Origin of the sequence: Type-D symbiont of Plautia stali, from assembly GCF_001485335.1 — a bacterium.
Taxonomy (GTDB): Bacteria; Pseudomonadota; Gammaproteobacteria; order Enterobacterales; family Enterobacteriaceae; genus Pantoea; species Pantoea vagans_C.
In genome coordinates this window covers 126,611-148,722 of record NZ_BBOC01000002.1, presented here as the reverse complement: position 1 = coordinate 148,722, position 22,112 = coordinate 126,611, and the positions used below count along the sequence as shown (strand labels likewise).

The 22,112-nt window shown below is 55.4% G+C and carries 16 protein-coding genes and 1 pseudogene; 11 read left to right on the top strand and 6 right to left on the bottom strand.

The genetic code is table 11. The annotated features are described in order from the left end of the window. Both PSSD_RS01380 and PSSD_RS01375 read left to right on the top strand, forming a co-directional pair. The gene (locus PSSD_RS01380; protein ID WP_058968921.1) at positions 1-1,449 is read left to right on the top strand and encodes a tagaturonate reductase; all 1,449 of its coding nucleotides are present in this window, start codon (positions 1-3) and stop codon (positions 1,447-1,449) included. Between the two features lie 4 nt (positions 1,450-1,453). Next, positions 1,454-2,944, top strand: coding sequence for a UxaA family hydrolase (locus tag PSSD_RS01375; protein WP_058968919.1), 1,491 nt, complete (start codon positions 1,454-1,456; stop codon positions 2,942-2,944). A gap of 371 nt (positions 2,945-3,315) precedes the next feature. On the opposite strand, the gene sstT is transcribed toward PSSD_RS01375, so the two are convergent. The 3 genes from sstT to PSSD_RS01360 all read right to left on the bottom strand — a co-directional run bounded on the left by sstT (position 3,316) and on the right by PSSD_RS01360 (position 7,115). Further along, a complete protein-coding gene (gene sstT / locus PSSD_RS01370) occupies positions 3,316-4,548 on the bottom strand; it encodes a serine/threonine transporter SstT (RefSeq protein ID WP_058968917.1) in 1,233 nt (410 codons plus the stop codon). Positions 4,549-4,776: 228 nt separating this feature from the next. Continuing rightward, complete coding sequence (locus tag PSSD_RS01365; protein ID WP_058968915.1) at positions 4,777-5,748, bottom strand: TerC family protein; 972 nt, start codon at positions 5,746-5,748, stop codon at positions 4,777-4,779. A 380-nt stretch (positions 5,749-6,128) separates the two neighbouring features. Then, on the bottom strand, positions 6,129-7,115 hold the full coding sequence (locus PSSD_RS01360; RefSeq protein WP_058968950.1) for a Gfo/Idh/MocA family protein: 987 nt from the start codon (positions 7,113-7,115) through the stop codon (positions 6,129-6,131). 139 nt (positions 7,116-7,254) lie between these two features. On the opposite strand from PSSD_RS01360, the gene PSSD_RS01355 reads away from it, so the two are divergent. Continuing rightward, on the top strand, positions 7,255-8,934 hold the full coding sequence (locus PSSD_RS01355; protein ID WP_039328487.1) for a chloride channel protein: 1,680 nt from the start codon (positions 7,255-7,257) through the stop codon (positions 8,932-8,934). On the opposite strand, the gene PSSD_RS01350 is transcribed toward PSSD_RS01355, so the two are convergent. After that, entirely contained in the window at positions 8,931-9,431 is a 501-nt protein-coding gene (locus tag PSSD_RS01350; protein ID WP_058968912.1) for a M48 family metallopeptidase, read from the bottom strand. The two genes, PSSD_RS01355 and PSSD_RS01350, sit on opposite strands and share 4 nt — an antisense overlap. 81 nt (positions 9,432-9,512) lie before the next feature. Between PSSD_RS01350 and rlmG the strand changes: the two genes are divergently transcribed. Then, on the top strand, positions 9,513-10,631 hold the full coding sequence (gene rlmG, locus PSSD_RS01345; RefSeq protein WP_058968908.1) for a 23S rRNA (guanine(1835)-N(2))-methyltransferase RlmG: 1,119 nt from the start codon (positions 9,513-9,515) through the stop codon (positions 10,629-10,631). Here rlmG and PSSD_RS01340 read toward each other — a convergent pair whose 3' ends face one another. After that, positions 10,632-12,635: an NADPH-dependent 2,4-dienoyl-CoA reductase gene (locus PSSD_RS01340; protein ID WP_058968906.1), complete on the bottom strand. Its 2,004-nt coding sequence runs from the start codon at positions 12,633-12,635 to the stop codon at positions 10,632-10,634. Between the two features lie 471 nt (positions 12,636-13,106). Between PSSD_RS01340 and idnD the strand changes: the two genes are divergently transcribed. From idnD to PSSD_RS01325, 3 genes are all read left to right on the top strand, one after another. Beyond that, positions 13,107-14,138, top strand: coding sequence for an L-idonate 5-dehydrogenase (gene idnD / locus PSSD_RS01335; RefSeq protein WP_058968903.1), 1,032 nt, complete (start codon positions 13,107-13,109; stop codon positions 14,136-14,138). A gap of 9 nt (positions 14,139-14,147) precedes the next feature. Further along, a complete protein-coding gene (gene idnO / locus PSSD_RS01330; protein WP_058968900.1) occupies positions 14,148-14,912 on the top strand; it encodes a gluconate 5-dehydrogenase in 765 nt (254 codons plus the stop codon). A gap of 79 nt (positions 14,913-14,991) precedes the next feature. Beyond that, positions 14,992-16,311 (top strand): gluconate:H+ symporter, encoded by a 1,320-nt coding sequence (locus PSSD_RS01325; RefSeq protein ID WP_039328493.1) that lies wholly within the window; start codon positions 14,992-14,994, stop codon positions 16,309-16,311. A 29-nt stretch (positions 16,312-16,340) separates the two neighbouring features. Here PSSD_RS01325 and PSSD_RS01320 read toward each other — a convergent pair whose 3' ends face one another. After that, positions 16,341-17,051, bottom strand: a complete 711-nt coding sequence (locus PSSD_RS01320) for a purine nucleoside phosphorylase YfiH/LACC1 family protein (protein WP_039328495.1) — start codon at positions 17,049-17,051, stop codon at positions 16,341-16,343. A 109-nt stretch (positions 17,052-17,160) separates the two neighbouring features. On the opposite strand from PSSD_RS01320, the gene PSSD_RS01315 reads away from it, so the two are divergent. The 4 genes and pseudogenes from PSSD_RS01315 (at position 17,161) to PSSD_RS01305 (ending at position 21,854) form a co-directional block, all read left to right on the top strand. Beyond that, entirely contained in the window at positions 17,161-17,970 is an 810-nt protein-coding gene (locus tag PSSD_RS01315) for a 5'-nucleotidase, lipoprotein e(P4) family (RefSeq protein WP_058968897.1), read from the top strand. Between the two features lie 587 nt (positions 17,971-18,557). Next, a pseudogene (locus PSSD_RS26310) lies at positions 18,558-18,680 on the top strand (carbonic anhydrase); the annotation flags it as partial. Positions 18,681-18,724: 44 nt separating this feature from the next. Then, a complete protein-coding gene (locus PSSD_RS01310; protein WP_058968894.1) occupies positions 18,725-20,200 on the top strand; it encodes a SulP family inorganic anion transporter in 1,476 nt (491 codons plus the stop codon). 229 nt (positions 20,201-20,429) lie between these two features. Continuing rightward, positions 20,430-21,854: a GGDEF domain-containing protein gene (locus tag PSSD_RS01305; RefSeq protein WP_058968890.1), complete on the top strand. Its 1,425-nt coding sequence runs from the start codon at positions 20,430-20,432 to the stop codon at positions 21,852-21,854. Positions 21,855-22,112 lie beyond the last annotated feature (258 nt).

Genomic DNA, 22,112 nt, shown 5'->3' with positions numbered 1-22,112 from the left:
ATGCAGCGGCTAAACCGTCACGACTTCCCCGGCGCGCATTACAGCGAACGCGTTATTCAGTTCGGTGAAGGCAATTTCCTGCGTGCCTTCATTGACTGGCAACTTGACTGGCTCAATCAACATCAGGATACCGATGCGGGCGTGGTGGTGGTGCGGCCGCGCAATCGCGTGGTTGAGGATTCACTAAATCAGCAGGATGGGTTGTACACCACGCTGATCCGTGGCCTGAATGCGGCGGGTGAGCAGGTCAGTGAAACCCGCTTGATCCGCAGCGTGAATCGCGAGATCCAGCCTTATCAGCATTATGACGATTTCCTCGCACTGGCCCGCGCACCGCAGATGCGCTATGTGTTTTCCAATACCACCGAAGCGGGTATTGCCTTTGCTGAGCAGGATCGTCTGGAGGATGCGCCCGCCTCCTCCTTTCCCGGCAAGCTGACGCAATTGCTGTGGGAACGCTTTAACCACTTTGCTGGTGCCGCAGACAAGGGCTGGCTGATCGTGCCCTGCGAGTTAATCGATTATAACGGCGATGCGCTGCGCGATTTGGTGTTGCGCTACATCAAGCACTGGCAGCTTCCCTCCGGGTTTGCACGCTGGGTGCTGGATCACTGCACGTTTTATAACACGCTGGTGGATCGCATCGTCACCGGTTATCCCGCCGACAGCGCGTCGATATCTGCGCAGTTGGGCTATGAAGATCGCTATCTGGTGGCGGGTGAAGTCTATTACCAGTTTGTGATTCAGGGGCCAGATGCGCTGGCGCAGGAGTTGAAGTTGGATCATCTGGCGCCAGAGGTGAAGTTTGTCGATGATATCACGCCCTACAAAGCGCAGAAGGTGGCGATCCTCAATGGCGCGCATACCGCCATGGTACCGGTGGCGTTTCAGGCGGGGCTGGAGAGTGTCGGCGAAGCGATGGATGACGCTGCCATTGCTGGCTATGTCGACGCGCTGTTGCGCGATGAGGTGATCCCGACTCTGCATCTGCCACGCGATGAACTTCACACCTTTGCCGATGCCGTGCAGCGCCGTTTCCGCAATCCGTTTATCCGCCATGCGCTGCTCTCGATTGCGCTCAATGGCATGACCAAGTTCCGCACCCGTTTACTGCCGCCGCTGTTGCTGTCACAGCAGCAAACCGGCCAATGGCCAACTCACCTGACCTTCGCGTTTGCCGCGCTGCTGGCGTTTTATCGTGGCGAACAGGGTGAGCAGCACTGGCCTTTACAGGATGACGATCACTGGTTGCAGCAGTTCGCTGAGCTGTGGCCCGCCGTAAAGCAAAACAAAATGACCCCAGAGCAGCTGGTGCAGACCGTGCTAAGCAACAGCCAACACTGGGGCGAAGATCTGACTCAGCGGCCCGGATTCGTGGCCGCCATCAGCCAACACCTGCAAAACATCATCGTCCACGGGATGCGGACGGCGTTGAACCCACTGAGATAACGCTATGCAAGATGCGATAAAAATACATTCACGCGATAACGTGGCGGTGGCGCTGCGGGATTTAGCAGCTGACACCCAGGTTGAAATCGATCATCAGGTCATCACGCTGCAGCAGGAAGTGGGGCGCGGCCATAAGTTCGCGCTGACACCGCTGGCAACCGATGCGCTGGTGATCAAATACGGTTTGCCGATTGCCCATGCCACGCGCCCAATTGCTGCGGGGGAAATCATTCACTCCAGCAACGCACGCACCAATTTGAGCGATCTGGATGAATACGCGTATCAGCCAGAATTCCTCACGATTCCGCCCCAGGCGGCTGACCGTGAGGTGCAGATTTACCGACGCGCCAGTGGCGAGGTGGGGATCCGCAATGAGCTATGGATTCTGCCCACCGTTGGCTGCGTGAATGGTATCGCCCGGCAAATCCTGTCGCGCTTTATGAAAGAAACCAATGAAGCGCAAGGGATTGATGGCGTACATCTGTTCAGCCACCCGTTTGGCTGTTCACAGCTCGGACAGGACCATGAGAACACGCGCACCATGCTGCAAAACATGGTGCGTCATCCAAATGCTGGCGCAGTGCTGGTGATTGGCCTGGGCTGCGAGAACAATCAGGTGGATGTGTTCCGCGATACCCTCGGTGGCTTTGACAGCGACCGCGTGCAGTTTATGGAATGTCAGAAGCAGGACGATGAGGTGGAAGCCGGACTTGAGCGGCTGCATGCGCTGTATAACGTGATGCGCGAAGATCAGCGCCAGCCGGGCAAACTCAGCGAACTGAAGTTTGGTCTGGAGTGTGGTGGTTCCGACGGTTTCTCCGGCATCACCGCTAACCCGATGTTGGGCTGTTTCTCCGATCAAATGATTGCTAACGGCGGCACCACGGTGTTGACCGAAGTACCGGAGATGTTTGGCGCAGAGCGCATTCTGATGAGCCGTTGCCGGGATGAAGCCACCTTCGATAAAACTGTGGCGATGATTAACGACTTCAAGCGCTACTTTATCGATCACCAGCAGCCGATTTATGAGAACCCGTCGCCAGGGAACAAAGCGGGCGGCATCACCACGCTGGAAGAGAAATCTCTTGGCTGTACGCAGAAAGCGGGGCAGAGCCAGGTGGTGGACGTGCTGAAATATGGCGAACGTCTCAACACGCCGGGCCTGAATCTGTTGAGTGCGCCGGGAAATGATGCGGTAGCCACCAGTGCCTTGGCCGGTGCGGGCTGTCATATGGTGCTGTTTACCACCGGTCGCGGCACGCCTTACGGTGGCTTTGTGCCCACGGTGAAGATCGCGACCAACACCCAGTTGGCTGAGAAGAAGCCGCACTGGATTGATTTTAACGCTGGACGGTTGATTGATGGCATGAGCATGCCGGAGATGCTGGCCGAGTTCGTCGATATGATCGTAGCGATAGCTAATGGGAAACCAGCGCGTAACGAAGCCAATGATTTCCGTGAGTTAGCGATATTTAAGAGTGGGGTGACGCTGTAAATTCCCCGGCGCATGAATGCGCAAACCGGGCACACAGGTAACACTTTTTGCTGGTCTGGCTAACGTTGCTGTGGGTATCGTGCACGGCCCCATAAAAGCCAGCCCGATCGCAAAGGAATCACGCATCCATGCAGATCGGCCGCCGCTCCCGGCGGCGGACGCTTTGCTCTTCGGGCTGGCCTTCACGGGGCTTTTAGCATGGTCATTGCTGTGGCCAGTGATGGCATCAATATTCTCACCAACCTATAACTGTTTACCCATGTGCCAGTTTGTACCTGAATGCGCACCCCACGAAATCGTATCTGTCCATTGTAGGGTCGCCATTCATGGCGACCAAAATACGTTCAGGAGGCAGGAAGCGATTTTACAAATTATGCAGTGCTCGGTTCCCGCTCTGCCTCAGCCTGACACACCGCCGCAGTAAACAGAATATCGGTCGATGAGTTCAGCGCGGTCTCAGCCGAATCCTGCAACACGCTGATAATAAAGCCGATGGCCACAACCTGCATCGCCAGATCATTAGGGATGCCAAACATGTTGCAGGCCACCGGGATCAGCAGCAGAGAACCGCCCGCCACACCGGACGCGCCGCAGGCGCAAATTGATGCCACAAAACTCAGCAGAATCGCGGTGGGAACATCCACAGCAATCCCTAAGGTGTGCACCGCCGCCAGGGTCAACACTGTAATGGTGGTAGACGCGCCCGCCATACTGATGGTCGCGCCGAGAGGAATCGAGACGGAATAGGTGTCTTCGTCGAGGTTCAGACGTTTGGCGATGGCCATGTTAACCGGAATGTTAGCGGCAGAGCTGCGGGTGAAGAAGGCGGTCACGCCACTTTCACGGATGCAGGTAAACACCAGCGGATACGGGTTACGGCGCAGCTTTTGAAACACCAGCATCGGGTTGACGATCAGCGCCATGATGGCCATGCATCCCAGCAACAGCGCCAGCAGTGTGGCGTACTCCTGCAGGGCCTCGAAGCCGGTTGAGGCCAGAATCGAGGCCACCAAACCGAAAATCCCCAATGGCGCACAGCGAATTACACAGCGCACCACCCATGTCGCCGCATGAGAGGCATCATTGAGAAACGCCTTGCTGCTGGGGCTGGCATGACGAAATGCCAAACCGAGCCCGATGGCCCACACCAGAATACCGATGTAGTTAGCGTTCATTAACGCTTCAATCGGGTTGGCCACCATGCTCATCAACAAACCATGCAGCACTTCAGTAATACCAGACGGTGGGGAAATCTCGGTCGCTCCCACTTTCATGGAGAGGTTTTGCGGGAACAGGTGGCTCATGCTCACGGCGACTACCGCTGCAAAGAAGGTGCTGAGCAGATAGAGCATCATGATCGGTCGGATATTGGTTTTCTGCCCCTGTTGGTGATTGGCAATCGAAGAGATGACCAGCACCAGTACCAGCAGCGGTGCTACAGCTTTCAACGCGCGAACAAAGAGTTCACCCAGCAGGCCCACCGCCAATGCGGCATCATGCGAGAACCACGCCAGCGCCACACCGGCAACCAGGCCAATCATGATTTGTTTTACCAGGCTTCCTGCGAACAGCGCGCCCAGACGTCCAATAAAGTTGTTTTGCATAGTTCGGTCTTTTTATAGCGGTATGAATGTTGTGCGCGGTTGCTCCGCACCTAACGGTTTGCCCGGCGGAGTATAAGGAAAAGTCTTGGTGATAAAAGAGATAATTCTGTTTGTATGGGCTGGATCGGTTATTTGATCTGCTAATGATGGGAAGTGTGACAGAGCGATAAAAGGTGAAGGTTTAATCTGGCAAAATAATGCAGGGGCGACTATCGCCCCTGCAGCAGATTATTGTGAGATGCCCTTCTGGTCGTTTCTGTGGTTAACCCAGGCGTTAATCAGCAGTGTGCCGCCCAGAATCACCCCCACCACCGTCAGTGAGACACCAACCGGGATATGATAGAACTCGACGATTAGCATCTTGATACCGATAAACACCAGCACTATCGCCAGGCCATATTTCAGCATTGAGAAACGTTCCGCCACGTTCGCTAACAGGAAATACATCGCACGCAGGCCGAGGATCGCGAACAGGTTTGAGGTCAGCACGATAAAGGGATCGGTGGTGACCGCGAAGATAGCCGGGATGCTATCAACCGCGAAAATCACATCGCTCAATTCCACCATGATCAGCACCAGCAGCAACGGGGTGGCAAACAGCACGCCGTTTTTGCGGGTAAAGAACTTCTCTCCTTCGAGGTTATCGGTCATGCGCAGATGTTTACGCAGCCAGCGCACCACCGGTTTATCGCCTACCGCCTCATCATCGCCTTCTTTTGCAAAGGCCATTTTGAGGCCGGTGAACAGCAGGAAAGCGCCGAAGATGTACAGTATCCAGCTAAACTGCGTGACCAGATAACTGCCCGCGAAGATCATGATGGTACGCAGCACAATTGCGCCCAGTACGCCGTAGATCAAGACACGACGCTGTAGCTGCGCCGGGATCGCAAAGTAGCTAAACAGCATCAGCCACACAAAGACGTTATCCACCGCCAGCGCTTTTTCCAGCACGTAACCGGTCAGGAAAGCCAGGGTTTGTGCGGTTGCCACTTCACGCCCCGCGGTGCCTTCGAGGTACCACCAGAACGCCGCACTGAAGAGTAGGGAGATGGAGATCCAAACCAGAGACCAGATAGCCGCCTGTTTGAATGACATGGTTTGAGCGCCGCGACGTCCCTGTAAGAAGAGATCAATCGCCAGCATGATGAGCACAACAACAGCGAAGCTGCCCCAGAGTAGTGGTGTGCCTACAGAGTGCATAGTCGTATCCTGTCGGAAAATAAAAAACGGCTAAGTCAGAAGACGTTAGCCGCTTTTATTAAGCTGCAAGCAAACCTCGCCTTCCGGCAAGGTCTCACTTACAACTCAGAATTCGATTCCGGGTTGCCTGACGACCGGATGCGTTACGCATCGTAATGACGATCAATCAGCTAATACCTTTCATAATTCAAATTGCAGGTGCGTTGGCTACGTGCATTCACCTCAGTCACTTACTTCAGTAAGCTCCTGCGGATTCATGTACTTGCCGCCTTCCTGAAAATCGAATTATTTCGGGTATACAAGTTACTCCCCTTTGCAGCGCTCAACATACGTCCAACCGCAAGCAGATACAATGGGGGAGTGGAAATATTTTGCAATATTTACTGATTAACCTGATCCGCCGGGAACACCACGCCGGTCTGACGACGAATTTCCGTCAGCAGTTTAGCCGTGATACGTGAGGTTTCCAGGGCCGGATGTTCAACCTGATGCTGTTCAACCAGACGGGCAAAGGTCTCGGCTTCATACAGCATAGTATTAGTATGCTGGGGCTGCGTCAGCGTCTGGCTCTCACCGCCGCGCGGGATAAAGCGCAGTTGCTGGCACTCAGAGATTTTCTCAATCACCAGCGAACCGGCCTCACCCTGAATTTCGCTGGGGATCAGGGAGTCGCTGACTTTAGAGTGCAGCAAAGTGATGTCAAAATCCCCATAGCCCAGCACCACTACGCCGTGTGCATCCACGCCGCTTTCCAGCAGTGAAGCCTGCGCCTGTACCTTTTGTGGCTCGCCAAATAGGGTCACTGCTGCGGCCAGACAGTAGAATCCGATATCCATGATCGAACCATTCGACCAGCGTGGATTAAAGGTGTTGGGGTTTTCACCGTCGAGGTAACGCTGATAACGTGATGAATATTGGCAATAATTGATCAATGCTTTGCGTAGCTTGCCGAGTTGCGGCAGGGTTTGCTGCAGTTGCAGGAAAGTAGGCAGGCTGGCGGTTTTGAACGCTTCAAACAGCACCACCTGATGCTGACGCGCGCAGGCGATCATCGCTTCGGCTTCACGCAGGTTTGAGGCCATCGGCTTTTCACAAATCACGTGTTTGCCGTGCGACATAAACAGCATCGCCTGTTCAGCATGCAGCGCATTCGGGCTGGCGATGTAGACCGCGTCAATCTCCGGGCTGGCTGCCAGCGCATCAAGCGATGTGAAAGTGAGTTTGCAGGAATACTCGGCGATAAAGGCATCAGCCTGGGATTGCTGACGCGAATAGACGCCACTTAACTTCATTTTGCCGGTCTCGTGCGCGGCGTCGATAAACTGGCGGGTTATCCAGTTGGTTCCCACAATGGCAAAACGAATCACGGTTAGCTCTCCTGCAACAGTAAAGCGGCAGAGTAGCATGTTCAGCGGGAAGGTCGTCAGACGAAATTTGATCATGCGATCCGCATTCCAATATGATGATGCGGCACATTTTTCTTAACCAGCAAACGGGGACGCGTGGGTGAGTGGAAGTAAACATGCATTGAACTGGACCACGCTGTTAATCGCTATCCCCGTGGGATTTGTCGCCTCGCTGGTGACGCTCGCCTTTCGCGGCGTGATTGATCTCATCAACCGTTTGCTGTTTAACAGCGACAGCGAAATCACCGTGGCGATGCACGTCTGGCCGTGGATCTTTTGGCCACTGCTGGTGGGTGCAGGCGGGGTGCTGGCGGGCTATTTCCTGCGTTTTGCCGTGGCGATCGAGAAACAGGAAACGGTCAAAACCGATTACCTCGAAGTGATCAACGCCCGTCTGGATGCGGTGCCGACCAAAACCTCACTGTTCCGTGCGCTGTCATCGATTGCCAGTATCGGCAGCGGCGCCTCGATCGGTAAAGAGGGGCCGATGGTGCAGCTGTCGGCGCTGAGCGGCAGTCTTATCGGACGCTGGTTTCCGCAGATGCGTAACAGCGATATCGTAGCAATGGCCGCGGCGGCTGGGCTCTCTTCGGTGTATCACGCTCCCTTAGCGTCCGCGATCTTCGTGGCTGAAATTGCCTTCGGTATTTCGGCCTTACAACGCTTGATCCCGTTGATTGTCGCGTCGGCGGTGGCGGTAATGACCATGTGGTCATTGGGTTTCCGCAGCGCGCTTTATCCGCTCTCCGAAGCGCTATTCCAGATGGATATCAGCAGCTTGCTGATGACCATTCTGATTGGTTTGGTGGCGGGCGGTGCGGGCTGGCTGCTGATTAAGTTGATTGCACGCAGTAAAGCGCAGTTTGCTCGTATCTCATCTCTGCCCGCCCGCCTGGGGTTAGGCGGTTTAGCGGTGGGTTTTTTGGCGCTGATCTCCACGGATATTCTGGGCAATGGCTACGAAGTGATCGTGAAAATCATCGATGGTCACTATGTGCTGGCGGGATTGGTGGGCCTCTTGGTGCTGAAAACCCTGGCGACCACACTGTCGGTGGGATCGAACGCGGTGGGCGGGCTGTTTACCCCTTCTTTACTGATAGGCGCGTTGCTGGGCGTGGCACTGGCGCAGATTGGCGTAGTGCTGCATATACCGGTGGGTAACACCTTGCTGTATGCGGCGATTGGCATGGCGGCGGTGCTGGCAGCAGTCAGTCAGGCGCCGTTAATGGCGATGTTGATGGTACTGGAGATGACGCTCAACAGCAGCCTGCTGTTCCCAATCATGATTGCCTCGGTGTTGGCCTCGATGGTGGTGTACCGGCTGCAATCCGCCAGCACCTATCCGGTGGTGAGCAATCACTTTAGCCGTTCAGAAGCCAAATTCGACTTCGATAATATGCGCGTGGATCAGCTGATCATCCCCGGTGCGGCGCTGCAACCGGAAGAGTCAGTGGGACAGGCGCTGGCGGTGAGTTCGCTCAAACGTGAACGCTATGTCTACGTGATCAACAGCGTTGGGCAGTTCCTTGGCGTGGTGTCGATTCACGATATCTCACGCAAAGTGCTGACGCAGGAGATCACCCTGGATTCGCCAGTTAGCAGTGTGATGGACGATAACTTCCCGTGTATTTATCAGAATCAGAGTATGCGAGAAGGCTGGGAGGCGTTTGCGCGGGTGACACTGGAGCGCTTGCCGGTGCTGAACAACCCGCAGGAGCGCCGTTTTATGGGCGCCCTGACCAAAACCAGCTTGATACAGAAGGCGCAGGAGTTTCTTTAAGCCGCGTTGCCGCGCATCGCCTGGTCTGTCATCCACAGGCGCGCATCAAACTCCAGCTGGTGATAATCCGGTTCCATGTGGCAGCAGAGTTGGTAAAACGCTTTATCGTGCTCTTTCTCTTTCAGGTGCGCGAGTTCGTGCACCACGATCATGCGCAGAAAAGGCTCCGGCGCCAGGCGGAAGAAGGTCGAGATGCGAATCTCGGCTTTGGCTTTCAGATTGCCACCCTGTACGCGTGAAATGGCCGTGTGCTGGGCAAGCGCATGTTTCATCACCTTGATTTTGTTATCCCAAATCACTTTGCTCACTGGCGGCGCGCTGCGCATATAGCGGCTTTTCATCGCTTGGGTGTAATCGTAAAGTGCCCGATCGCTGACTACATCGTGGGTATCGGGATAACGTTCCTGCAAAAAGCTGCCTAATCGCTGATTATCAATCAGCAACTGCACCTGTTCGAGGATGTTTTCAGGGTAACCCTGCAGATAGATTAATGACATTGGGATTCCCGACGAAAGACAGTATACTGCGCCCCCTTTTTAGGGCGAAAATCGCGCAAAGTGTACCACGCCGGAGATTCCATGAGCCAATTTGAACTGACCGATCGCACGCTGACGTTGCAGCGCTTCCCGCCAATGCGTGAAGAAAGCCCGTTACAGGCGTGGGATTCCGCCGATGAATACCTGTTGCAGCAAGCCCTGCCAGATGGACCGGTGTTGGTGTTCAACGACAATTTTGGCGCCTTGACCTGTGGATTGGGCAACCGTGAAGTCTGGCACGTGAGCGATTCCTGGCTCAGCCAGATGGCGGCAAAACAGAACCTGCGTCTGAATGAAATGGATGAAGATCAGGTGCACTTTATCGATAGCCTGGCGCCACTGCCGGCCGCGCCTGCCGCCGTACTGATCAAAATCCCGAAAGCGCTGGCGCTGTTAGAGCATCAACTGCGTGCGCTGCGCAAAGTGGTCACGCCTGATACGCTGATCATCGGCGCGGCAAAAGCCAAAGACATTCATAATTCCACGCAACAGCTGTTTGACCGTATCCTCGGTGAGAGCAAAACGTCACTGGCGTGGAAGAAAGCCCGTCTGATTTATTGCACCTTCACGGAACCGAAATTGCCGGAGGTATCAGACACAACGGTTTGGCCACTGGATGATTCGTCTTACCAGATCCATAACCACGCCAACGTCTTCTCACGCGGTTCGCTGGATGTCGGCGCACGCTTCTTTATGCAGCATCTGCCATCAGATATTGAAGGTGAAATTCTCGATCTGGGCTGCGGTAACGGCGTGATTGGTTTACTGGCGCTGGAGCAGAACCCGAACGCTGAGGTGCTGTTCTATGACGAATCCTACATGGCGGTGGCGTCCAGCCAGCTCAATGTGGAAGTGAACCGTCCGCAGGATCTGGCGCGCTGCCAGTTCCGCGTTAACAACGTGCTGAGTGGCTTCCCGTCGGATCGTCTGCACGCCGTGCTGTGTAATCCACCGTTCCACCAGCAGCACGCGGTGACCGATCATCTGGCCTGGCAAATGCTGCGCGATGCCAAACGTTGCCTGCAATATGGCGGCGAATTGCGCATTGTTGGCAACCGTCACCTCGGTTATCACGTCAAAATGAAAAAGCTGTTTGGCAACTGTGAGCTGGTGGCGTCCAATGCCAAATTTGTGGTGCTGCGCTCGGTTAAACTGCGTTAATCACACACTGAGCGCCAGTTCAGTCGCCTGAGCGATGGCGCGGCGAGCATCCAGCTCCTGCGCCACATCCGCGCCACCAATCAGCCGCACTGCTTTACCGCGTGCGGCCAGTTCATCCGCCAACTGGCGCATCGGTTCCTGACCGGCACAAATCACCACGTTATCCACCGCCAGCGTGATCGCCTCGCCCTGATGGCGCAGATGCAGTCCTTCATCATCAATCTTCAGATATTCAACATCGCCCCACAGCTGCACACCGTGTGCCTGCAAACTGGCGCGGTGGATCCAGCCGGTGGTTTTTGCCAGTCCGGCACCGGGTTTACCCGACTTACGCTGTAACAGCCAGATTTGCCGATCGGCTGCCAGCGGCTGCGGGCGAACTAATCCGCCGCGCGCCTGCATGCTGCGATCGATGCCCCAGCTTTGGTAGAAGTCCTCATGTTCATTTCGATGCAGCAAAAACTCGGCGGTATCGAAACCAATACCGCCGGCACCAATAATCGCCACGCGTTGTCCCACCGTTTTTTTATCGCGGATCACCTCGAGATAGCTGAGCACGCTGGGGTGATCGATGCCCGGAATGCTCAACTGGCGCGGCGTAATACCGGTGGCAATCACCACCTCATCTGCGCTTTCCAGTTCATCTGCACAGACACGATGCTGCGTATGGATCGCCACGCCTGCGGCTTCCAACTGATGGCGGAAATAGCGCAGCGTTTCGCTGAACTCCTGTTTGCCGGGGATCTGCCGGGCGATATTAAACTGCCCACCAATCTGCGCATCGGCTTCATACAGCGTAACCTGATGCCCGCGCTGCGCCGCCTGCAGTGCAAACGCCATGCCTGCGGGGCCAGCACCCACCACCGCGATCTGTTTGCGGTGCTGTGTAGGCTCAATCGGCATCAGCGTTTCATGGCAGGCGCGAGGGTTGACCAGGCAAGAGGTGACCTTGCCGACAAAAATCTGGTCGAGACAGGCCTGATTACAGGCAATGCAGGTATTAATGGCATCGGGCTGCCCGGCTTGTGCTTTGCGCACAAAAGCCGCATCGGCGAGGAAGGGGCGGGCCATCGACACCATATCGGCGACGCCATCGCGCAGTAGCGTTTCCGCCACCTGCGGATGGTTAATACGGTTGGTGGCGATAACCGGTACCGACACAGCTTCGCGTAAGTGTTGTGTCACCCAGGCGAATCCAGCGCGCGGCACGCAGGTGGCGATGGTAGGAATGCGCGCTTCATGCCAGCCAATGCCGCTGTTGAACAGCGTCACGCCGCACTGTTCCAGCATTTTTGCCAGCGTCAGCGTCTCTTCCAGCGAGCTGCCGTTATTCACCAGGTCGAGCATCGACAGGCGGAAGATAATAATAAACTCGTTACCCACTGCTTCACGTACCGCCTGGGTCACCGCCAGCGCAAAGTGACGACGGCGCACGACATCGCCACCCCAGTGATCATCGCGATGGTTGGTGTGCGCGACCAAAAACTGATTAATCAGATAGCCTTCCGAGCCCATGATCTCCACGCCGTCATAACCGGCCTGCTGAGCTAAGCGGGCGCAGTGCGCGAAGTCCGCAATGGTTTGCCGAATCTCCGCATCGCTGAGTTCACGCGGGGTAAAGGGGTTAATCGGGGCTTGTAACGCCGAAGGCGCCACGAGATCGCGTTGATAGCTGTAGCGTCCGGTATGAAGAATTTGCAGGGCAATTTTACCGCCTTCCGCATGCACCGCATCGGTGAGCGTGCGGTGCCAGTCGCACTGGCTTTCCAGGTTAAGGACGGCACCCCCTTGCGCACCCACCCCTTGCGGATTCGGCGCGATACCGCCCGTCACGATCAGTGCCACCCCTTCACGCGCCCGTTCGGCATAAAACGCCGCCAGGCGCTCAGCACCATCGGCATGCTCTTCCAGCCCGGTGTGCATTGAGCCCATCAAAAAACGGTTTTTCAGTTGGGTAAATCCCAGATCAAGCGGGGTAAACAAGTGGGCGTAATGCTCAGTCATGATCACAGTCTCAGAAAGTGGTCGGATGAGTGAACTGTAGCGGGAAAAGGGCGGGATGGAAATTCGCGGCGTTCAGGCTGTGAGAAACCTCAAAAAAAGCAGGGCGGCAAGTCGCAAGCGAAAGGTTCGGACTCCTTCGCCAGGCACGGGAAGAAACCTGCGCGCCCTGTAATAACATGAAGATGCGGGCTAATGAATTAGCTCTTTGGTTATGACTCCTGTCAGATTCAATCTAAACAACATTCCCAGGTGAGGGTGGAGCGATAATGGCACAACCGCTCCCGCTTAATCCCCCAGACCGTTCTTGGTTTTCGCCAGAAAAAAGTGATCCAGCTTCCATCTTCAGCACGAGTAGTTCACGTTCCAGGTAACACCTTTTTCGTAACATGATTTTGAGTGATCTGGTTCACAGTTTTGTCGTGCGGATCCCGTTGTTATGGCGCCATTGCTACAGCACCAAATGGGGAAATCATGAATATCGAAACGCAATCCTGCGTGATCACCGGTAAAAAACAGGTCAGCGTCGCGCAGCAGCAGGTGAAGTGGGAGGGTAAAGGCACGCTGGTGCGGATTACGCGCGGCGGGATCTGCGGTTCAGATCTGCACTACTACCAGGAAGGTAAAGTCGGCAATTTTGAAGTCAAAATGCCGATGATCCTCGGTCATGAAGTTATCGGTCAGGTGGTCGAGAGTGATGATCCTAACCTCAAGCCGGATCAGAAAGTGGCGGTCAACCCGTCCAAACCCTGTGGCGAGTGCAAATACTGCCGGCGCGATCAGGAAAATCAGTGCACCTCCATGCGCTTCTTCGGCAGCGCCATGTATGTACCTCACGTGGATGGCGGTTTCACCCAATACAAAGTGGTGGACAGCAAGCAGTGCGTTCCCTTCCCACAGGACGCAGATGAAACGGTGATGGTGTTTGCCGAGCCGCTGGCGGTGTGCATCCATGCCACGCATCAGGCGGGCGATCTCACCGGCAAACACGTGTTTATCTCTGGCGTGGGGCCGATCGGCTGCTTGATTGCCGCCGCCGCCAAAGCGCGCGGTGCCGCTTCAGTGGTGTGCAGCGATATCAGTGAGCGTTCACTGAACATGGCGTTGCAGATGGGCGCGAGCGAGGTGATCCACGCCGCCGACGGCGATTTCACGCCGTATCTGGCGGACAAAGGCTATTTCGATGTGGCGTTTGAAGCGTCTGGCCACCCGTCTTCACTGCAGCGCTGTCTGGATGTGGTGTGCGCCAAAGGCACGCTGGTGCAGGTCGGCATGGGCGGCACCATCCCGAACTTCCCGATTATGGCGCTGATTGCTAAAGAGATTCAGCTGGTCGGCTCTTTCCGCTTCACGCACGAGTTCAACACCGCCGTGGAGTGGCTGGCGACCGGCGTAGTGCAACCGCTGCCGTTGTTCAGCGGTGAATACGATTTGCAGGACATCGATGCAGCATTGCAGTTTGCTGGGGACAAAACCCGTGCAGCGAAAGTTCAGTTAACCTTTTAAGGAGCAGTGATGAGTCAGTTATTTTCCCTCGAAGGCAAACGTGTATTGCTCACCGGTTCTGCGCGCGGCATCGGCTTTCTGCTGGCACGGGGTTTAGGTGAAGCCGGCGCGGAAGTGATTATTAACGCCACCACCGCTGAGGGCGCAGAGAAGGGCGCAGAGAAATTACGCGAGTTGGGCCTGCGCGCGCACGCCAAAGCCTTTGATGTGACGCAGTCTGCCCAGGTGCAACAAGCGGTGGATGAGATTGAAGCGGAGTGGGGGCCGATCGATATTCTGGTCAACAATGCCGGTATTCAGCGTCGTCGTCCATTCCTGGAATTCCCGGAGCAGGACTGGAATGACGTGATTGCCGTTAACCAGACCGCGGTATTTTTGGTGTCACAAACCGTGGCGAAGAAAATGGTCGATCGTCAACGCGGCAAGATCATCAATATTGGTTCGATGCAGAGCGAATTGGGCCGCGACACTATCACGCCTTATGCTGCCTCAAAAGGGGCGGTGACCATGTTGACGCGCGGCATGTGCGTCGAGCTGGCACGCCATAATATCCAGGTGAACGCCATCGCACCGGGCTACTTTGTCACTGAAATGACGCAGGCGCTGGCCGACGATCCGGCCTTCACCGGCTGGCTCACCAAACGCACTCCAGCTGCTCGTTGGGGTAAACCGGAAGAGCTGATTGGTGCGGCTGTGTTCCTCGCTTCTGGTGCCTCTGATTTTGTGAATGGTCATCTGCTGTTTGTTGATGGCGGTATGCGCGTCGCCGTGTAATGCCATGGCGCGGCTGGCATTATTGCCGGGCCGCGCCTAAACCTTAATCACCCCTCTGTATTTCTAAGGATAATAAAAAATGCCAATAACCATTATTGTGCTGGGTGTGATACTGCTGCTGGTGTTAATGATTGTATTTAAGGTCAACGGCTTCATTGCGTTGGTGTTTGTCTCCGCGGTGGTCGGGATTGCCGAAGGCATGACGCCGCTTAACGTGATGGCCTCGATCCAGAAAGGTATCGGTTCGACGCTCGGCGGATTAGCGATGATCCTCGGCTTCGGTGCCATGCTCGGGCGGCTGGTATCGGATACCGGTGCGGCACAGCGTGTTGCCACCACCTTGATTGCGGCCTTTGGTAAGGAACGGCTGCAGTGGGCGCTGGTGGTCACCGGCTTGATCGTCGGCCTGGCGATGTTCTACGAAGTGGGCTTCGTGTTGCTGCTGCCGCTGGTGTTCACCATCGTCGCCGCGGCCGGTTTGCCCCTGCTGTACGTCGGCGTACCGATGGTGGCTGCGCTCTCCGTGACGCACTGCTTCCTGCCGCCGCATCCCGGCCCAACCGCCATCGCCACCATCTTTGGAGCGAATCTCGGTACTACCTTGCTGTACGGCATGATCATCACCATTCCTACGGTGATCGTGGCTGGGCCGATCTTCTCGAAATTCCTCAAGAGCTTTGAGAAGTCGCCGCCGGAAGGGTTGTACAACCCTAAAATCTTCAGTGAAGAGGAGATGCCAGGCTTCGGCATCAGTATCTTTGCGGCGGTGATCCCCGTGGTGCTGATGGCGATTGCCGCAGTCTTTGAGCTGACCACGCCGAAAGAGAACCCGCTGCGCCAGTTCTTTGAGTTCATCGGCAACCCAGCGGTGGCGCTGTTTATCGCGGTGGTGATTGCGGTGCTGACGTTGGGCCTGCGCAATGGACGCAAGATGGAAGAGGTGATGGATATGTGCGGCGAGTCGATTGCCGCCATCGCCATGATCGTGTTCATCATTGCTGGCGGCGGTGCCTTTAAGCAGGTGCTGGTGGACAGCGGCGTCGGTAACTACATTGCCGACATGATGAAAGGATCGTCGCTCTCTCCGCTGTTGATGTGCTGGACCGTGGCCGCCATGCTGCGTATCGCACTGGGATCGGCAACCGTGGCGGCGATCACTACGGCGGGGATCGTCACGCCGATCATTGCTGCGACCCATGCCGATCCGGCATTGATGGTGCTGGCGGTGGGATCGGGCAGTGTGATCGCCTCACACGTTAACGATCCTGGTTTCTGGCTGTTCAAGGGTTACTTCAACCTCAGCGTGGTGGAAACCCTGAAAACCTGGACAGTGATGGAGACGCTGATCTCTATCCTCGGCCTGGCGGGAGTACTGGCGCTCAACGCCATCATCCACTGAGGTCACGGCTTCACAGGGACGTGAAGCCATCAGTCCCGGCGGCGAATCCACGAAAAACGTGACTGGAAGCCGCTGTCAAAATGGGTGTTGAAGCGATAGCTCGATCCCGACTCTGCCATGCAATAGGTGCACACATTCAGCAGCTCAATGTGTTGCGCCGCCATACCGCGCTGTAACAACAATCCCCGTGCCAGATGCGGCAAATCAAACCAGACACCCTGATGATGCGCGCGGGCCTGCGGACGGATCGCCGCGCTATTTTGCGGTTGCTGGTTGGCCCATTTTAATTCAGGCAAATCATCACGCTGCTGCATCTCTGCCACTAAATCCTTACCCAACTCATAGCAGCATGGCCCAATCGCCGGGCCGATGGCGACACGCAGCGTGTCAGGGCGAGCGCCGCGCGCCAGCAGGCCATCAATCGCGCTGTTCAGCACGCCTGCCAGCGTCCCTTTTAATCCGGCGTGCACCGCCGCAACCAGATGGTGCTGGGTATCGGCAAACAGCACCGGCAGGCAGTCTGCGGTATAGACCGCCACGGGCAGGTGATCTTCACCGATTACGCCATCAGATTCACAGCTTTTTGGCGGCTGATTCTGCGTCGCCAGCACCACGGTGGCGGTATGGCGCTGCTGGCCGTAAGCGGCATCGGTGGGCACCGGTTGGCCCGCAGGCTGAAAGGCATAATCAAGCCATGGCAGAGCATCAAGCAGGGTTGAGCGCGGTCCGGCATGTGACATAAGTGTCTCCTTTGACTGGGCGGCAGCTTTCTTCTGCCCACAGCTTACGTTAACTGCTACATTTTTAAAGCTTTACACAAACTGACCATAATCACTTAAGGATGAAATGATGAAAAACACCACATTGCTGGCGGCGTCCGGCATGCTTGCGCTGCTGCTGACAGGATGCGCACAACCCGCCAAACAGCAGGCTCAGCAGCAACTCAGCCAGCAATCGGTATTGGCGGTGAACTGGTTCCAGCAGTCTGGGGAATATCAGGCGTTAAGCTGGCAGGCATTCAACAGCGCCCGTATGGCATTTGATGCCGCCCCTTCGCTGGCGGGCAAGCCTAAAGCGGTGATTGTCGATCTGGATGAAACCATGATCGATAACAGCGCCTACAGCGCATGGCAGGCGAAAAACGGTCAGCCGTTCTCCGGTAAAACTTGGTCCGCCTGGACTCAGGCGCGTCAGGCCACTGCGGTGCCGGGCGCAGTAGAGTTTGCCAACTACGTGAACAGTCATGGCGGCACCATGTTCTACGTTTCTAACCGCGACCAAAAGGATTACGCGGCGACAGTGGATAACCTCAACAAGCTGGGCTTCAGCGGTGTCAGCGACCAAACCGTGCGCCTCAGCACCGGAAACTCCAACAAACAGGATCGTTTTGATGCCATCAAAAATGCGGGCTACAACGTGGTGCTGTATGTGGGCGATAATCTGAATGACTTCGGCGGTGGAATCTGGCATCAGGGCAATGCGCAACGCCAGCAGTTTGTCAGCCTTAATCACCAGCGTTTTGGCACCCAGTTTATCGTGCTGCCTAATCCGCTGTACGGTGACTGGGAGAGCGGCATGGCGGAAAACTACAACAAGCTGACGCCGGAACAGCAGCTGCAGGTCCGTGAAGCTCGCCTGAAAGCGTGGAACGGTAAATAATTCGTCAAGCGAAATAGCGCCTGTCTGGCAGGCGCTATTAATCCTTTATTCAGGGCCAGTCATATTTACTTTTCTTCGTCATTATTACTCCCCTCATTATTTTCCTGATATCTTGCTTTGTTGTTGGTGGTATTTTAGCGAAAAATTCCGCTAACTTAATATTAATCCAGTGAATCACGCTAATCATAAATTTTATAATTAAGATTTTTCTCACCCCAAATTGTTTATATCACCATACCAGTACATAGGCATAAAGAGAGTGCGTGTATATTTTTGTCATTTCATTTGAAATGAATGATTTAAATCTCGTCTTAATTGATTGATATTTATTTAATATGCTGATTTTAAATTCAACTCTCTCGCTTGCACTAAATTACGTTCAAATGACATTTTTTGACGTTAATTTTACAGAACGTGTTGTTTTATGGCGCATGGAAATATTCAGCATGCAACACCAAGCATTAGCAGCTATAAACAATTTCTGTGAAGGAGCGCGGATTTTGCCTTCCATCGCCTGTCCTTGCGGCTTTTAAACTCCTGTGGCTCAGCCTGAAAATCCTATTTCTGGCAGTAGAGAAAAGATAATTATGACGACACTAAAACCCTTATTAGCGAAAAATCGCAGCGTGGCATTACAACGCCTTGAGCACAATCCAGATTATTTTGCGCAATATCTGTATCAGCAGAAACCACATTCGTTGTGGATCGGTCAGCTGAAACAGCTGGCCCAGCCATTTACCGAGGGACCTGTGCCATGAATCTAAATACACTGCGTCAGGATGTACCCGCCGGGCTGGTAGTGTTTTTGGTGGCCTTGCCACTCTGTTTAGGCATTGCGCAGGCCAGCGGTTTACCGCCTTTTGCCGGGCTGCTTACCGGTGTGATCGGTGGTCTGCTGGTCACCTCGCTGAGTCCATCACGCTTTGCGGTCAGTGGCCCGGCAGCGGGTCTGGTCACCATTGTGGTCGCGTCGATCGAGACACTCGGCAGCTTTTCTGCTTTTCTCACCGCATTGATTCTGGCGGGCGTGTTGCAGTGCCTGTTCGGTGTGCTGCGCGCCGGTCGCTTTATTTCCCTGGTGCCGAGCAGCGTGATTAAAGGCATGTTGGCGGCCATCGGTATTTTGTTGATTATGCAGCAGGTCCCCGTCGCACTCGGTGCGGCGGGGGATGCTGAGCTGGTCTCGCTGGTGCAGGGCGATTTCCAGTTTTCTCTCAGTGCGATGTTGGTAGCAGGCATCGGCCTGGCGATTTTATGGCTGTGGACCACTCCCGTAGTGAAGTCGGTTAAGGCGCTGGGCTGGATCCCGGGGCCGTTAGTCGCGGTACTGTTCGGTTGTATGGCGACGCTGTTTGGCGATCGCCTGTTCCCAAGCCTGGCGGACGGGCTGCCCCGCATCGTCTTGCCGGCCTTTGACAGCCTGTCGGCACTGGCGGCTGAACTGGAAACGCCGGACTGGCTGGCATGGCAAAATCCGTCGGTTTGGGTGGTCGCCGTGACGCTGGCGCTGGTGGCAAGCCTGGAAACTTTGCTGAGCCAGGAGGCACTGAAAAAGTTGCGTTCTCAGCATCCGGCGCCGTCTCCGAATAAAGAGATGTTCGCCCAAGGCGTCGGCAACCTGACGGCTGGCTTGCTGGGTGCGATGCCGATCACCGCCGTGATTGTACGCAGCTCGGTGAACGTCAGCGTCGGGGCGCAAAGCAAGCTCTCCATCTTGATCCACGGCGCGCTGTTGTTGATTTGCGGGCTGTGGTTCAGCGATCTGCTAAATACCATTCCGTTAGCCAGCCTCGCGGCCGTGCTGTTGTACACCGGCTACAAGCTGGCGACGCCGCGTCTGTTCGTTGAGCAATTCCGCATGGGGGCACAGCAGTACGTTCCTTTCCTCGCCACCATTGGCGGCATTATCGTGTTTGGCATGTTGGCGGGCATTGGCATCGGGATCGCCACGCAGATCCTCTACAGCATTTATAAGAGCCATCGTAATGCTTTGCAGTTAACCCGCCATGACGATCACTACGTCCTGCGCTTCCAGCAGAATCTGACCTTTATGCACAACCCGAAATTGCAGGGATTGCTGGCGGAGATCCCGGAAAACAGCACGGTGATTGTCGACCACGATAACGCCGAGTACATGGACCCGGACGTCAAAGCGGTCCTGCAGGATTTCGGTGAAAACGCCCCTCAACGTGGTATTCGTCTGAGTCAGTGGCCGGTTGCGGTGAAATAGCAATATCACTTTGCTTAAAAGCTGGTTTTTAAGGTAAAAATCGGATATCTCGGATATCCGATTTTTTTATTTGCAGGGCATAATTGCAGCGATTGAGCACCGCCAGCCGCAGAGTAGGTTGACGAACACCCGCTTAATTGCCGAATCATCACACGGGTATTTCAGGTTTAATGCTTGCTGATACCCGTGGGCAGAGAGCAGCGATTTCCAGGTCACAGGGTTCAGACGTATGCGCGTTAAGCTGTTTGCTGAGAATAATTTAAAAAAGAATGCACTCTCGCTGTTCCTCATTACGCTTTTCTTCTGCTTTATTGGCAGCCATTTGCGTGTTCCTGAGGAATTTTCACTGTTTTGGCCGGTGAACGCACTGATTGCCGGTTTGATGGTGCGTAATCCTTTCCTGCACACTACCTCCAGTTATCTGGTGTGTTTTGCTGCGATGATTTTTAACGACACGGTGTTTTCAGGATGGGCGCTGCCCGCCGTGACGGTCAACTTCGCCAATATCCTGTTTATCCTCGTTTCAGTCAGTATGCTGATCAAGCATCTGCAACCGCCTTCCGCTAACAGCCAGGTGTTCAATGCGATGCGCATCTTCCCGGCCTGTTTTCTTGGGGCCGCCGCCTGTGCGACCTGGGGCGCGTGGGCGCAGGATATCGATTTCAATGCACGCTTTGTGGTGGCCTGGGGTGACTGGTTTAGCGAGCAGTTCTCCACCTCATTAATGCTGTTACCGGTGATGCTGGCGCGTTCGCTACGCAGCGTTTCCCCGCGTGCCTTGCTGCATCCTGGCAAGCTGTTGCCGCTGGCGGCGGTGATATTGTCCTTGACCATGGGCGCGCTGATTGGCGGCGCAGGTAGCCTGACTTTCCCTGTGCCGGCGTTGATCTGGTGCGCCATCGTGTTACCGATTCCTGTTACAAGCCTGGTGATCCTGATTACCGGCATCACTGAGATCGTTCTCGTCTCTCATGGCGTGATGAATATTCAGGGCGATGACGCACTGCTGCCTATCAGCCACCTCACGTCGGCGCGCCTTGGCGTTGCCACCGTGGCCTTAAGCCCACTGCTGGTGGCGGTAAGCATGGATGCAGTCCGCCAGCTTAATCATCGCCTGGCGCTGCGTGCTAATTTTGATTTCCTTACCCAGCTACTGTCACGTTCAGGCTTATATGAAAGCCTTAAGCAAGAGCCTTTCTCCCTGCAGCGTGAAGCGGGCGTCTTAATGCTGGATGTCGACTATTTCAAAGCGATCAACGACAACTTCGGCCATGATGCCGGTGATGGCGTACTGGAAGAAATTGCGCGGCGCATCCAGAAAGTGGTGGGGAATCGCGGCATGGTGTGTCGCTTTGGTGGCGAGGAGTTTGTGGTGGTGGTGTTCGACTACAGCCACCTGCAACTGTATCAACTGGCGGAAGCCATCCGTCAGGCGATGGTCAAAGAGAAGTTCTGGATTCAGGGCAACACCGTGACCGTGACTGCCAGTTTAGGTCTGGCGCGCGGTAGTGGCATCAACGAACGCGAATGGCCAGGCGTGATCAATCGCCTGGTGTCAGCGGCGGATAAGAATCTCTATCTCTCGAAACGCAATGGCCGTAATCAAACCTCTCCGGCGATGGAACCCCGCAGCATGGTGAATGACGTAGCCTGAGATGCGCAAATGCGCAATAAATTGCGCCACGAGAGTTGGTGAGAATATTGATGCCAACACCGGCCACAGCAATGACCATGCTAAAAGCCCCGTAAAGGCCAGCCCGAAGAGCAAAGCGTCCGCCGCCTGGAGCGGCGGTCGATCTGCATGGATGCGTGATTCCTTTGCGATCGGGCTGGCCTTTATGGGGCCGTGCACGATACCCACAGCCAGACCAGCAAAAAGTGCCCGGTCTGATCTGTTACCCACATGCTCGGT